Source organism: Thalassospira lucentensis (assembly GCF_050516545.1).
Taxonomy (GTDB): domain Bacteria; phylum Pseudomonadota; class Alphaproteobacteria; order Rhodospirillales; family Thalassospiraceae; genus Thalassospira; species Thalassospira lucentensis_C.
In genome coordinates this window covers 2,745,261-2,758,956 of record NZ_CP191544.1, presented here as the reverse complement: position 1 = coordinate 2,758,956, position 13,696 = coordinate 2,745,261, and the positions used below count along the sequence as shown (strand labels likewise).

At 52.2% G+C, this 13,696-nt stretch carries 13 protein-coding genes and 1 pseudogene; 8 read left to right on the top strand and 6 right to left on the bottom strand.

Features of this window, described 5'->3' with window-relative positions:
- Positions 1 to 69: 69 nt before the first annotated feature.
- The 3 genes from grxD to ACQ0MK_RS12775 form a co-directional block, all read right to left on the bottom strand.
- Complete coding sequence (gene grxD, locus ACQ0MK_RS12785; protein ID WP_430472935.1) at positions 70 to 405, bottom strand: Grx4 family monothiol glutaredoxin; 336 nt, start codon at positions 403 to 405, stop codon at positions 70 to 72.
- Positions 406 to 499: 94 nt separating this feature from the next.
- A complete protein-coding gene (rarD, locus tag ACQ0MK_RS12780; protein ID WP_350048015.1) occupies positions 500 to 1,408 on the bottom strand; it encodes an EamA family transporter RarD in 909 nt (302 codons plus the stop codon).
- Between the two features lie 169 nt (positions 1,409 to 1,577).
- Positions 1,578 to 1,811: a BolA family protein gene (locus tag ACQ0MK_RS12775; RefSeq protein WP_350048017.1), complete on the bottom strand. Its 234-nt coding sequence runs from the start codon at positions 1,809 to 1,811 to the stop codon at positions 1,578 to 1,580.
- 314 nt (positions 1,812 to 2,125) lie between these two features.
- Between ACQ0MK_RS12775 and ACQ0MK_RS12770 the strand changes: the two genes are divergently transcribed.
- Together ACQ0MK_RS12770 and ACQ0MK_RS12765 are read left to right on the top strand one after the other, a co-directional pair.
- Positions 2,126 to 2,620, top strand: coding sequence for a glyoxalase superfamily protein (locus ACQ0MK_RS12770; RefSeq protein ID WP_430472934.1), 495 nt, complete (start codon positions 2,126 to 2,128; stop codon positions 2,618 to 2,620).
- Positions 2,621 to 2,879: 259 nt separating this feature from the next.
- Positions 2,880 to 3,935: a hypothetical protein gene (locus ACQ0MK_RS12765; RefSeq protein ID WP_430472933.1), complete on the top strand. Its 1,056-nt coding sequence runs from the start codon at positions 2,880 to 2,882 to the stop codon at positions 3,933 to 3,935.
- Between the two features lie 7 nt (positions 3,936 to 3,942).
- Here the strand turns inward: ACQ0MK_RS12765 and moaA are convergent, their stop codons facing one another.
- The 3 genes from moaA to ACQ0MK_RS12750 form a co-directional block, all read right to left on the bottom strand.
- Entirely contained in the window at positions 3,943 to 4,941 is a 999-nt protein-coding gene (gene moaA / locus ACQ0MK_RS12760) for a GTP 3',8-cyclase MoaA (RefSeq protein WP_350042895.1), read from the bottom strand.
- A 217-nt stretch (positions 4,942 to 5,158) separates the two neighbouring features.
- Positions 5,159 to 5,974, bottom strand: a complete 816-nt coding sequence (locus tag ACQ0MK_RS12755; RefSeq protein WP_350042896.1) for a hypothetical protein — start codon at positions 5,972 to 5,974, stop codon at positions 5,159 to 5,161.
- Positions 5,975 to 6,214: 240 nt separating this feature from the next.
- Positions 6,215 to 6,400, bottom strand: a complete 186-nt coding sequence (locus ACQ0MK_RS12750; protein ID WP_350042897.1) for a DUF3553 domain-containing protein — start codon at positions 6,398 to 6,400, stop codon at positions 6,215 to 6,217.
- Between the two features lie 341 nt (positions 6,401 to 6,741).
- Between ACQ0MK_RS12750 and ACQ0MK_RS12745 the strand changes: the two genes are divergently transcribed.
- From ACQ0MK_RS12745 to ACQ0MK_RS12720, 6 genes and pseudogenes are all read left to right on the top strand, one after another.
- Positions 6,742 to 7,347 (top strand): histidine phosphotransferase family protein, encoded by a 606-nt coding sequence (locus ACQ0MK_RS12745; protein WP_430472932.1) that lies wholly within the window; start codon positions 6,742 to 6,744, stop codon positions 7,345 to 7,347.
- Positions 7,348 to 7,490: 143 nt separating this feature from the next.
- Positions 7,491 to 10,163: a hybrid sensor histidine kinase/response regulator gene (locus tag ACQ0MK_RS12740; protein ID WP_430472931.1), complete on the top strand. Its 2,673-nt coding sequence runs from the start codon at positions 7,491 to 7,493 to the stop codon at positions 10,161 to 10,163.
- Between the two features lie 15 nt (positions 10,164 to 10,178).
- Positions 10,179 to 10,685, top strand: coding sequence for a chemotaxis protein CheW (locus ACQ0MK_RS12735; protein ID WP_350040574.1), 507 nt, complete (start codon positions 10,179 to 10,181; stop codon positions 10,683 to 10,685).
- Positions 10,686 to 10,768: 83 nt separating this feature from the next.
- The gene (locus tag ACQ0MK_RS12730) at positions 10,769 to 11,134 is read left to right on the top strand and encodes a response regulator (RefSeq protein ID WP_350040575.1); all 366 of its coding nucleotides are present in this window, start codon (positions 10,769 to 10,771) and stop codon (positions 11,132 to 11,134) included.
- Positions 11,135 to 11,206: 72 nt separating this feature from the next.
- The gene (locus ACQ0MK_RS12725; protein ID WP_430472930.1) at positions 11,207 to 12,856 is read left to right on the top strand and encodes a chemotaxis protein CheB; all 1,650 of its coding nucleotides are present in this window, start codon (positions 11,207 to 11,209) and stop codon (positions 12,854 to 12,856) included.
- Positions 12,857 to 12,865: 9 nt separating this feature from the next.
- Positions 12,866 to 13,675, top strand: a pseudogene (locus ACQ0MK_RS12720) (CheR family methyltransferase); the annotation flags it as partial.
- Positions 13,676 to 13,696: the final 21 nt, after the last annotated feature.

Below are 13,696 nucleotides of genomic sequence, written 5' to 3'. Positions count from 1 at the left end.
ATATCCAGACACAAAAAACGCGCTGGCACATTCATGCACAGCGCGTTTCTAAATCGGGTTGGTCGCGCCTTAGGCGTCGACTGCAACGCCTTTGTCTTTAAGGTGCTGGGCAAGTTCGCCTGATGCAAACATCTCGCGCACGATATCGCAGCCGCCAAGGAACTCGCCTTTGACATAAAGCTGCGGAATGGTCGGCCAGTTCGAGAAATCCTTGATGCCCTGGCGGATTGCCGGGTCAACCAGAACGTTGATGTCTTTGAATTTAACACCAAGTTCGGCCATGACCTGAACCACAGCAGCAGAGAAACCACACTGCGGGAACATCGAGGTTCCCTTCATGAACACCACGATATCGTTGTCGGTGATGTCCTTCTGGATGCGTTCGAATACCGGATTGTCGGTCATAATGATTGTCCTTGGCTTGGGCGGTGATCTCTTTACCGCAGAAATACAGGTTAAACTTTTATGGCCGAAGATATGGCTGGAACCTGTAGTTCTGTCAACTCTTGGCGCGATTTTGGCGGGCTGTTCGCAGGTTATCCCAACTGTAAACCCCAAGGCCAAGCCATACCAAGGCGTATGTCACCATATGCGCAGAGGTAAATGCTTCGCCAAAGACCAGAACAGCAATAAAGAACTGCAAGGTCGGGTTAAGGTATTGCATCAGGCCAAGGGCGGAAAATTTCATGTTCCGTGCGGCAAAGGCAAACAGCACAAGCGGGATGGTCGTACAGACCCCAAGCCCGATCAAAAGCGCATCGTTTGCAATACCCGTATTGCCAAATGCCGATCCGCCGTGACTGTGAAGCCAGAACATATAAACCAGTGACGCCGGGGTCAGAAGCGCGCATTCCACAAAAAGCCCGGCAATCGGATCAGCCGGCACAAATTTGCGGATTACACCGTAAAAGGCAAACAAAGTGGCAAGGCTGAGCGCGATCCATGGCAGATGGCCGTAAAACACCAACAGGTTCAACACCCCGACCGAACAAATCGCAACCGAAAGCAACTGAATGCGGTTTAACTGTTCACCAAAGAAAGCCCGGCCCAAAACCAACATGACCAATGGCATGATGTAATAGCCAAGGCTTGCTTCAAGCGCGTTGCCGCTATTGACCGCCCAGATGTAAATGATCCAGTTTCCCGCGACCAGAAGACTGCTGAGAAACAGCATGCCAAGCGTTCGGGAAGACGAGATCAGCAGCCAAAGCTGCTTGCGACGGCCCAATGCAAATACCAGAATCAGCGTTAGGACAGCCGACCAGATGATCCGGTGGGACAAAATTTCAAGCGGTTCGGCAAAGGAAACCTGTTTGAAATACAGGCCAAAAACGCCCCAGATGGTAAAGGCGGCAAGTCCGGCGAGCGGACCGGCACCGATAAGGGCCGGTTTTTCCTGTGATGACATAATTGATGAGCCGTGGTCAGTTATTGGGGCTGTGTCCGGGCGGGGAATTCGGGCCATCCGGGCTAAATCGGGTCGTTACGCAAACGGGCGTCGAATTGTCTCCGACGCCCGTGAATGTTCGGTGATGCGCAAAATGGTGGCTGTGCGCAGGACCGCGATATTATGGGGGTTATTCCGGTGCAGAAGTCTGCAGGGCAAGCGCGTGGAGTTCGCCGCCCATTTTGCCTTTCAGCGCGGAATAAACCATCTGATGCTGGATCACGCGGGTTTTGCCGCGGAAGGCTTCAGACACAACAATTGCAGCATAATGATCGCCATCGCCACGCAAATCCTCGATGCGGACTTGTGCATCGGGCAGGGCTTCCTTGATCATGTTTTCGATTTCGTAGGCTTCCATGGCCATGGCGTTTATTCCTTATAATTAATCGCTGGCATCTTCGTGCCGTCGATAAGACCTCTTTTCACTGGTATATGACCTTGTTACGGGGGCTGTCAATTTCTGTGCAATGGGCCGCGCAATCATCGGCATCATCATCTTCAATGCTTGTCCTGCGCGCGATATTGTTCTAATGACGCAATCAAGGTTGCGCACACCTGCCGTCCGCAAGGTTTATGCCTTGGGTAAAGGGGCGCTGATAACATCAATCGGACCCGTTTCCAGATCAGGATACGGCCCGGCAATGCGGACACCCGGCCTCCTGCGTGGAGACGACGAATATGACTTCAAATACGCTTAACATCAGCCGTGCGGATATCGAAACCGACGCGACCGAACAGTTCAAGGCACAGGCAAAACGCCTGCGCAAAGCCTTGGCCGCCCGTGACGTTGCGATATCACATACCGGCAGTCTCGAACTTCTGGCGCAAAGCCACGGTTATCGCGACTGGAACACAGCCATTGCGATGGCAAGGCGCAATATCCCGACCAATGTATCGGACCTTGGTATCGGCAAACGCTTTGCCGGTTCCTATCTTGGCCATGCGGTGACGGGTTTGATCCGCAGTGTGACCACAACGCCGGTTGGCGGGGTTTTCCGGGTCGAGGTGCATCTTGATGAAGCCATCGATGTGGTGGCATCAAAACGCTTCACCGGATTTCGCCAACGCATCGGTGCCCGGATTAACGAGCATTGCGAACCGGTCCTGACCAATGGCACACCCGGACCGGGGCTTTCGATTGATCTGCTGTTGCGGGATCAAGCCGAGGCGTAAATACGCTTTTTGCTGAAATAGATGATGAACTCTCCGGCAACTGGGTGCAGTTGCCGGGGCTTACGTTCTGGTTGTCGAATATGTCGCCAATCTTTCTTTTTTTGTGGCTTTGACTGTAAGCTTAGGGCGAGTTCTGGCATCTGTGATTGCCTAGACAGCTATTCGCATCCCTTAAGGTTGAATGAAATGAGTGTTTCGGTGTCTTATGGTGGATTGAAATACAAAACCAAACTACAGCAATAATTCACTTGGGGCCGAGATGTTTGACAAAAAAACTGTCTTCGTTATTGGGGCTGGTGGAAGTAAAGAGTTCAACTTGCCCGTTGGGCTCCAGCTTCGAGATATCATCTCCGAGAAACTAAATATTTTGTATTCTGATGGAGTGACGCTCTCCAACGGTGACAAAGCGATTGATAATGCGCTGCGCAAGTTTTGTGCAGAAAGCGCTCCAGCCGATGAATACGGCAGATTGATTGAAGCATCTTGGGCCGTGAGAGATGGAGTCAAACAAGCCGTTTCTATCGATTCCTATTTAGATACACATCGAGATAATCAAAGAATCGTCACGTGCGGAAAGCTCGCGATCTTGAGTTCCATAATTGAGGCGGAGAAAAAGAGCAGTCTATTCGTTGAGACTGACTACAAGCCTCAATATCCTTTCAAACGATTGAGCCCATTTGATGAGGTCAGAGGAACCTGGTTGGACTTTTTCTTTCAGAGGCTAAGTGATGGCGTATCACGTGAAAACGTGGGTTCTATTTTCGAAAATGTTTCAATTGTAACTTTTAACTACGACCGCACAATCGAGCATTATTTGTTTCTCTCATTACAAAACTATTTTCGTATAGATGCTGAAGAAGCTGCTGATGTTATGAAAGGACTGAGAATTGTTCATCCTTATGGTTTGATCGCCCCTCTTCAATGGATGGATAAATCTAAGGGGCTCCCGTATGGAAGTTATGGGCATAAAAATCTTCTGGATCTTGTGCAGAACATTCAAACTTACACAGAAAGTGTGAGAGACCCGAGTTTACTGAAAAGTGCTCATGACGAATTTGGCAGAGCAGTAAACATTGTTTTTTTAGGTTTTGCCTTCCACAAGCAAAACATGGAACTTCTGCGAACTCGCATGCAGAACAGACCTCTTCGAGTGTTTTCGTCGTCCTTTGGAGTCTCGTCAGCGGATTGTAAGCAGATCCAAAGTGACCTGAGAGCGCAGTTCAGCAGGCCACCTGAACATGTACAATTCTATATGGGCAACCAACTTAAATGCTGCGATGTATTTACTGAGTTTGGTCGGGGAATGATGAGCTAACCGAGGTTTAACCTCCGGTCATGCTCATATGCCGACCAACGGCCGGTTTCTGGCCTTTGCGGTCGATGACGAAGTCATGGCCTTTGGGTTTGAGTTCCATGGCGGCATCAAGCATTTGATCAAGCGCGCGGGGATCGCCGGTGCGCAGGGCGGCACGCAGATCAACATGGTCTTCCTGACCAAGGCACATATAAAGCGTTCCGGTGCAGGTCACGCGCACACGGTTGCAGCCTTCGCAGAAATTATGGGTCAGTGGCGTGATGAAGCCGAGACGCCCACCAGTTTCGGCAACGGTGGTATAGCGTGCCGGGCCGGGGGTGACGTATTCGGACGGGATCAGGGTATATTCCTTTTCCAGCCGTTCACGCACCACGGTCAGGGGCAAATATTGTTCTGTGCGGTCGCCGTCAATGTCGCCCAGCGGCATGGTTTCAATCAGGCAAAGATCGAAACCTTCTTTGCCGCACCAGGCAACAAGTCGGGACATTTCATCTTCGTTGAAATTGCGCAAGGCCACGGTATTGATCTTGATCTGAATGCCAGCCTGTTTGGCGGCTTCAAGCCCGGCCAGAACCTGTTCAAGGCGGCCACGCCGCGTGATTTCAGTGAATTTCTGAGAATCGAGACTATCAAGCGATATGTTAAGACGCTTCACCCCAAGCCGGGCCAGATCATCGGCATAAGTCGCCAACTGGCTGCCGTTGGTGGTCATGGTCAATTCATCAAGCGCACCGGTTTTAAGATGGCGTGACAGATCGGCAATCAAATCCATGATGCCACGCCGCACCAGCGGTTCGCCGCCGGTCAGGCGCAATTTGCGGACACCGCGTGTGATAAAGGCCGTACAGAGCTGATCGAGTTCTTCAAGGGTGAGAACTTCGGATTTTGGCAGGAAGGTCATGTTTTCCGCCATGCAATAGGTGCAGCGGAAATCGCAGCGGTCCGTTACGGAAACGCGCAGATATGAGACATGGCGGCCATATTTATCGATCAGCGGTTTGGTCATGGCGTTGGCTTAATTAAGCGTCCTAGGGTTCGCGGGGCAATAATCTATACCGTGACTGTTGCACAATGGGCGGGGTGTTGACCAGCTAGTTTCCATCGCGGGTCTTCACCTTTCCGTCAGGTGAAAACGCATAAAGCCGCACGTGATAAAACAAGTGCGGCTTTAGGAATATCGGATCACGGGTAACCGATGGGTAACTGCGAGCTTGGGCGTGGCCCTAGGATTTTGGCAGTCTTGCCTTGTCCGCATCAATTGCCTTGATGACTTCGCGCAGGGTTGCAACATCTTCGCTGCCAAGCTTGGCAACAAGTTCGGCGGAATGTTCAGGAACCGCAAGCGTCTCGCGGACATCGCCAAACAGGGCATCGAGCAAGCGAATGCAATGTTCTTCGGTGAACGACCAGATGGGGTCGCTGATCGGCATATTGTCGTTGACCAGCTGAAGCAGCCATTTCTTGCGATGCTCATAGGATTTGAAATGCAGGGCCATCCGCGCAAAGACAAGGTTGATGCAGGATTTGACTGCCGGTTCCTTGGCCAGATGATCCCAATATTCAATCGGATCGCGCAATTCGTCATCTTCATCGGCATGGGCTTCGATGATGGTGTGAATTTCGCGGTCGATTTCCTGAAGCATATCCATGCCGACCATCATGCGGATGACTTTGAAGAAGGGCTGCAAAATGGTCCGTGACAGTGCACCATCCTGAATGTTGCCTGCTTCGTTGCCTTCCAGAAGATGGTCAAAGCGCGACACCAGAAGACGGCCAAACGGGTCATGGCGAACGGCAGCATGTTCGCGTGCCTTGATGGATTCAAGATCGGTTTCAAGCACCGCCCAAGCCGCGTCAAACAAGTCTTCCTTGTCGCGCAGGCCGTTCAGCGCCTTGAGAATTTGTTCTTCGCTTACCGAACCGCCATTGTTGCGTGCGAAATGGATCAGCCCCTGGGAAAATTGTTCCAGCACCGTAAAGGCAGCAGAAGTATGTCGCTGCTTAAAGCTGTCACGTGGTGGTTTGATGGCTGCAATCATGGAGTTTCCAGACCTTTTCTTAGACGGATGCGCACGTCAAAGCTACATCAAATCGTGCCTGATAGAGTCTCATTCGTACGCCGAATTCATTAACAAATTTATGTCAGCAATTCGTGTGCCAAGCATCTCCGTCACGACACAGCACCCTGTGCGGGCCAGAAGACACATGCCAAACCCGGCCATATGACCCCAAGCGGCATCGGGGTACATCAGATCCGTCTGGTTGTGTCGGGCTTTAAGCTATTCGTAGCCGACGGCAGCTTCGACAATTTCAAGCACGACATAGCGTGGCCGGATGATCTGACGGCCGACTTCTTCGAAATTCACGGCAATGCGATCCCCGTCAACAGCCTGAATGCGACCTAAACCCCAATCGGGCTGGTTGGGATGGCGAACGATGGTGCCAGGGGTCAGCAAAAAATCCATTGGGTTCTCTGTGTTGGTATCTTGGGGTTCGAAGTATCGCCCTTAATATAGGTTGTTCTGCCCAAAGGCACAAATTTGATCAGGTCATATGGCTTTATTGACGTTGCCTTTGCAGGCAGGGCGGCAAAAATTGCCGGGCATCAAAGTTCTAAATTTCGTGCTGGCTAAATAAGCTCTTAACATATGAAGGTCAATCTGAGCCATCTGAAGCCAGCCCTTGTGCGGTAATGCATGCAAGATATCTGTTTCAAGGATGTCGGGCGGGTTTTGGAAATCGGGCATTGTGTTCGGGAACGCAATGCAGTGCAGGAAATATAGAAAGACCTTGGAGAACCCGCGTAATGGTTCAGGATATCGCCCTTGAAATGACGCTGATCGAATTGATTAGTTCGCGCATTTGTCATGATCTTGTCGGTCCGGTCGGGGCCGTCAATGCCGGGGCGGAACTTATGGGCGAAGACGGGGTTGCCGATGACGAGGCGCTGGCGCTTATGCGTAAAAGCGGCCTTGAAGCAGCCCGTCGACTACAATTATTCCGTCTGGCATTTGGCCGGGCAGGCAACAGCGTTGATACGCAATCAATGCGAACCGCGGCACGCCAAACATATGATGCAGAAGGGAAAGTCAGCCTTGATTGGCCCAACCTGCCGTTTGATGCAGCGCATGGACGAGTCGTCTTGAACATGGTCATGCTGGCCCGTGAAGCTTTGCCATTTGGCGGGGGGATCACGGTTACCCACGACTCCGGTAGCACGACGGTTCTTGCCGAAGGTAAGCGCGCAGCTTTGCGCCCGGAAGTAATGACGGTGTTGGAAAAAGATGTTTCTGCCGATGTGCTTGATCCGCGCACTGTGCATGGGTTTTTCGTGCGAAATCTGGCCTATCGGACGGGTGGGGCGCTTTCTGTCTTGCAACAGGAAGGAAATATTGCATTGATCTATGGATAAAAAATTGACCTGTAGGTCTGGTAATAAGGTGTGATAACTTCTACGTAAGTAACCGATGTAGCGCACGTTTCTCGCCATGTTTGCGCATAATGGGAGTTCCAGTTCCGGCAAGCGTATAATTGTTGGAGATTTGGAGGGGGTATATGGACGATCTTTTAAGTGAATTTCTGACTGAGACTTCGGAAAGCCTTTCAACGCTTGACGTTGAGCTGGTGAAGCTTGAGCAGAACCCGAATGATCCGGACATTCTGTCCAATATTTTCCGTTTGGTGCACACCATCAAAGGGACCTGTGGCTTCCTTGGCCTGCCGCGGCTTGAAGCTGTCGCACATGCTGGTGAAAACGTTTTGGGGAAAATCCGTGACGGCGAACTGGTGGTGACACCTGACGCTGTGACGCTGGTTCTCGAATCGATTGATACAATTAAATATCTGCTGGGCGAGCTTGAGCAGAATGAAACCGAGCCAGATGGCAACGATGCCGATCTGATTGCGCGTCTTAACCATTTTGCCGATACCGGTACGATATTAGGCGGGACTGCGGCACCGGCAGCAGCTGTTGAAGAAGCACCTGCGGATGACGCGCCAGAGATGACCGATGACGAACGGTTGCAGGCCATCTTTGATGCGACTGAAGTTGACCCGGAAGTTTTGGAGCCAGAGGCTCCTGCACCTGCTGCTGCACCACCTGCTGCTGCGAAGTCACAGGAAGTTGCCCCGGCGAAAAAACCGGCTGCCGAACAGCAAGCCGACGCACCGCGTGGCGAAGCCAAGGAAAGTTCAGTTGCAGCCCAGACCATTCGTGTGAATGTCGAGCTGCTTGAAAACCTGATGACTTTGGTCTCCGAGCTTGTCCTGACCCGTAACCAGCTTCTGCAGATGGTGCGCGGCAAGGATGACAGTGAATTTACCGTTCCGTTGCAGCGTCTGTCGCACATCACCACCGACCTTCAGGAAGGTGTGATGAAGACCCGTATGCAACCGATTGGTAATGCTTGGGCGAAGCTGCCGCGTATTGTTCGCGACCTTGCCCTTGAGATGAACAAAAAAATCGATCTGCAAATGATCGGTGCCGATACCGAGCTGGATCGTCAGGTTCTTGAATTGATCAAGGATCCGCTGACCCACATGGTGCGGAACTCTGCCGACCATGGTCTGGAAGATATTCCGGGGCGTCGTGAAGTTGGCAAGCCTGAAACCGGTACGGTCACGCTCAATGCGTATCATGAAGGCGGTCACATCATCATCGAGATTTCAGATGATGGCCGTGGCCTGAACCTTGAACGGATCAAAGCCAAGGCCGTTGCCAATGGTCTGGCCACCGAAGGTGAACTGGAAGGCATGGGCGACCAGCAGATCCAGCAATTCATCTTTAAGGCCGGGTTCTCGACGGCTGAGAAAGTTACATCTGTCTCTGGCCGTGGTGTCGGTATGGATGTGGTTCGTACCAACATTGAAAAAATCGGCGGTACGGTCGAGCTGAAATCGGTCGAAGGCCGTGGTTCGACCTTTATCATTAAAATTCCGCTGACCTTGGCAATCGTATCGGCCCTGATCGTTGAAAGTGGTGGCGAACGTTTCGCAATCCCGCAGATCAGCGTTCTGGAACTTGTCCGTGCGTCGAGCAATTCCGAACATTCGATCGAACGTATTCACGACACCCCGGTCCTGCGTCTGCGCAACCGGTTGTTGCCGCTTGTCACGCTCAAGAAAATTCTGGGGCTTGATACCACAGAAGAAGCCGATGACGGGGTTGATGAAGAAGCCTTCATCGTTGTGGCCCAGGTCGGGACATATTCGTTTGGTATCATCGTTGATCGCGTCTTTGATACCGAGGAAATCGTTGTTAAACCGGTCGCGCCGATCCTGCGTGACCTGTCGCTGTTCTCGGGCAACACCATCCTTGGCGATGGTAGCGTGATCATGATCCTTGATCCCAATGGCATTGCTACCCGTACCGGTGAAATCACGGTTGGTGGTTCACAGGGTGTCGAAGGCAAAGCCAAGGCTGATGCCAGCGATCGCGAAACGACGTCGATGCTGGTCTTCCGGGCTGGTGGCAGCGAAATGCGTGCGGTACCACTTGCACTGGTTGCGCGTCTTGAAGAAATCGAAGTCGGAGACATTGAACATTCAAACGGGCGTCCGTTGGTTCAGTACCGTGGGAAACTGATGCCGCTTGTCTTTATCGACGGCAGCTACCAGATGAAAGCCGAAGGTCGCCAGCCGACTCTTGTCTTCCAGGATCGCGAACGGACCATGGGTCTTGTTGTTGATGAGATCGTTGATATCGTTGATGACGTTCTTAATGTTGAACTGACAGCGGATCAGGATGGTCTGGTTGGTTCTGCTGTGATCGACGGCAAGGCAACCGATCTTATTGATGCTGGTTACTATCTTGAACTGGCATTCAGCGATTGGTTTGGCACCGAGGATACTGGTGGCGAGAAAAAACGTGTTCTGTTGATTGATGACAGCCCGTTTTTCCGCAACCTTCTGACCCCGATGTTGTCTGTTGCCGGGTTCCGTATTACGGCGGTTGAGACGGCAGAGCAGGCCTTGGAATTGAAAAACCGCGGCGTTTTGTTTGATGCAATTATCAGCGATATCGAAATGCCGGGTATGAACGGCTTTGAGTTTGCTGAAGCGTTGCAGAATGACGAGCTGTGGGGGGATGTTCCAATTATTGCCCTGTCCTCGCATACCAAAGAAGAAGATTTCGAGCGTGGTCGTCAGGTCGGTTTCAGTGACTATGTCGCCAAGTTTGACCGTGAAGCGCTCGTCTCGACCTTGGTCCAGACTCTGAGCAATATGTAATCGGGAGAAAGTCCAATGAGCGATAGTAACGCACTCGTCCCGAGCCACGAAAAAGGCGGTGCTCTTGATCTTGGTGGTGACAGCAAGGATTTTGTCACTGCATATATCGGCAAGCAGTTGTTTGGTATTCCGGTCCTGACGGTTCAGGATGTTCTGGGACCACAGCGGATTACCCGTATTCCGCTTGCACCGCCAGAAGTTGCCGGTTCTTTGAATCTGCGCGGGCGCATTGTGACGGCCATCGATGTTCGCAAACGTCTTGGTTTGCGCGACAAGGATGATGATGATCCGGGAATGAGCATCGTTGTCGATCAGGGTGGTGAGCTTTACAGCCTGATGGTTGATCAGGTCGGAGAAGTTTTGAGCGTGCCGAAAAAGGCGTTTGAGCAAAATCCGGCAACGCTTGATCCGCGCTGGCGTGAATTCTCGGACGGGATTTTCCGTCTGGATAAGAAGCTTCTGGTTATTCTCGACGTTGCACGGCTGCTTGATTTTACTTCTTCTATCAAGCAGGCTGGGTAAGCGAACTTGCGTGCCGGGGGCACAATGCTCCCGGTATTTTGCCATTATTGGCTTAACGATCTAAGTAAACGAGAAGGAAGTCGATGAAGAGTTGTCTCGTCGTCGATGATTCGAAAGTCATCCGAATGGTAGCGCGCCGCATCCTTGAAGAGATCGGGTTTGCGGTCGTAGAAGCAGTGGATGGTCAGGAGGCATTGGAAAAATGCCACGAAGACATGCCTGATGCGGTTCTGCTTGACTGGAACATGCCAGTGAAAAGCGGAATTGAGTTCTTGCGCGACTTGCGTGCAACGCCGGGTGGTGATGAGCCTGTCGTCGTGTTCTGTACGACAGAAAATGATCTGGAACACATCCAGGAAGCCATCACTGCTGGTGCGAACGAGTACATTATGAAGCCGTTCGATAGCGAGATCATTCAGGCGAAGTTTGAACAGGTCGGACTGATCTAGTCTGGTGTCTGCATCTTACGCCGGTCTAGTATTCTGAGACTGATCTCCTGACTCAAACGGGGACGCTGCTACGTGGAAGAGACGCCTATCCATTCGCCATATAAAGTCCTGATCGTGGATGATTCCGCCATTGTGCGTGGACTTGTCACACGCATGATGACCGAAGACGACGAAATCAATGTCGTCGGATCGGTAAGCAATGGCGAAGAAGCATTGGCAGTGATGGAAGGCGGCGGCATTGAAGTCGTTGTTCTTGATATCGAAATGCCGGTGATGGATGGATTGACGGCCCTTCCCAAGCTGTTGGAAATTGACCCGACAGTGCGCGTGATTATGGCGTCCACCCTGACCAAACGAAATGCCGATATCAGTTTTCAGGCGATGACGCTTGGCGCGGTGGATTATATTCCCAAGCCAAGTTCGTCAAAAGATCTGAACGTTGGTGAAGGGTTCCGTGCCGAGCTTCTAGACAAGGCGAAAGCATGGGCTGAACAGCGTCGCAAGATGCTTGAGGCTGAACAGGTCGGGATTGCGCCAGCCGCGCCTCAGCCCAGCCCCGCGACACCTGCGGCAGAAACGGCACCAGAAGCAGCTCCTGCGCCTTCTGAAAGCGCGGATGGTCAAGCAGATGCATCATCTGCTGCGCAAAAACCGGCCGAGCAACAACACCCGCACAAACCGGGTCGTGTTCAACGCAAAACATTTACCGCCGAGTTGCGGCCACGCCCAACCCAGCAGCATGCACGCCCGCAAGCAATGCAAATGCGACCCATGCCGCAACAACCAAGCCCGGCACCGGGTACATCGCCGGCTACGGGTGGTGCAGGTGCGGCCAAGGCAAGTCCAGGGAACACGTCTGTAGGTGGTGATTCCACACGGTTACAAAGCCCGTCGGCAGCATCCCGTGATCCCGGCAGGCTTATTCGCGACGCTGCAATTGCAGCGGGCGGGGCGAAACCTGCTGCGTTGAAAACAATCCGTCCGGCACCTGCAACACCGGCAACGCAGAATATTGCAACGGCAAAGCGTGCGGCACCGGGTGGATCGGCAGCAAATAAAGTTGCACGTGGTGGTGGCGCACCTGCACCGGCACCGGTAAAGCGTGTTTCAACGCGCGGTGCCGTTTCGTTGCTGCCAGAAAAGCGTCTTACTGTCGAAGCGATTGCGATTGGCAGTTCAACAGGTGGGCCGCAGGCGTTGTTTGAAGTGTTGCGCGGGCTTGCCGGGGTGCGGCAGCCAATTTTTATTACGCAGCATATGCCTGCAACCTTTACCACGATCCTTGCTGAGCATATTACCCGTTTAACGGGGTTGAAATGTCAGGAAGCGCAAAACAAAATGCCGATTGTCGCCGGACAGGTTTACCTTGCCCCTGGTGATTACCACATGACAGTCGAAGGGCGCGGTACTTCGCGCCATCTTATGCTGAACCAGAATCCGCCAGAAAATTTCTGTCGGCCGTCTGTTGATCCGATGCTTCGGAGTATTGTGGCAAGCTATGGTGGAAATATTCTAACCGCGATACTGACCGGAATGGGTCAGGATGGTATGTTGGGTGGTCGCGACGTTGTAAATGCCGGGGGAATGGTCGTGGCGCAGGACGAACAAAGCAGTGTTGTATGGGGGATGCCAGGTGCGGCCGCGCATGCGGGTATCTGTTCTGCGGTTTTACCAATTGGTGGAATTGCGGCCTATATCAAAAAATTTGCGGGGGGTCGTTAACCCACAATGATGAAGCCGGATGACTTCGATTTTGTAAGCAGGCTGATAAAGTCCAAGTCCGGGCTCGTTCTGAGCGAGGACAAGACTTATCTGCTTGAAAGCCGGCTGATGCCCATTGCGCGTAAGCGCGGGCTTAAAGACCTTGGCGAATTAATTGGCGCGATGCGCGGTGGCGACCGTAATTTGGTCGAAGAAGTCGTCGATGCAATGACGACCAATGAAAGTTTCTTCTTCCGCGATACCAAACCGTTTGATCAATTCCGTCATGTTGTTTTGCCACACATGATCAAGCAACGTGCGTCCAAACGCCATTTGCGGATTTGGTGTGCAGCAGCGTCTTCGGGGCAGGAGCCCTATTCGCTGGCGATGATCCTGGATGAATTCAAAACCCAGCTTGCCGGTTGGCGGGTTGAAATTATCGGGACGGACATTTCGCGCGAAATTTTGACAAAGGCGCGCGCAGGGCTGTATTCCCAATTTGAAGTTCAAAGGGGACTCCCGATTGGTCTTCTGGTCAAATATTTCCAGAAGAAAGAAGACCAGTGGCAGATTTCATCGGAAATCCGTTCCAAGGTTCAATACAAAGAATTCAACCTTCTGGAAGATTTCCGACCGCTTGGGCAGTTTGACATCGTTTATTGCCGTAACGTGCTGATCTATTTTGATCAGCCGACCAAAAGCGATGTTTTGGCGCGTGTTTCGGCCTTGATGCCGGATGATGGTTTTTTGTTCCTTGGGGGCGCAGAAACCGTCCTTGGGATTTCAGATAAATTCAAACCGCTTGCCCGTCAGCGTGGGATTTACCAGTTGAACCGTCCCGGTGCACCAGAAGTTGACCTG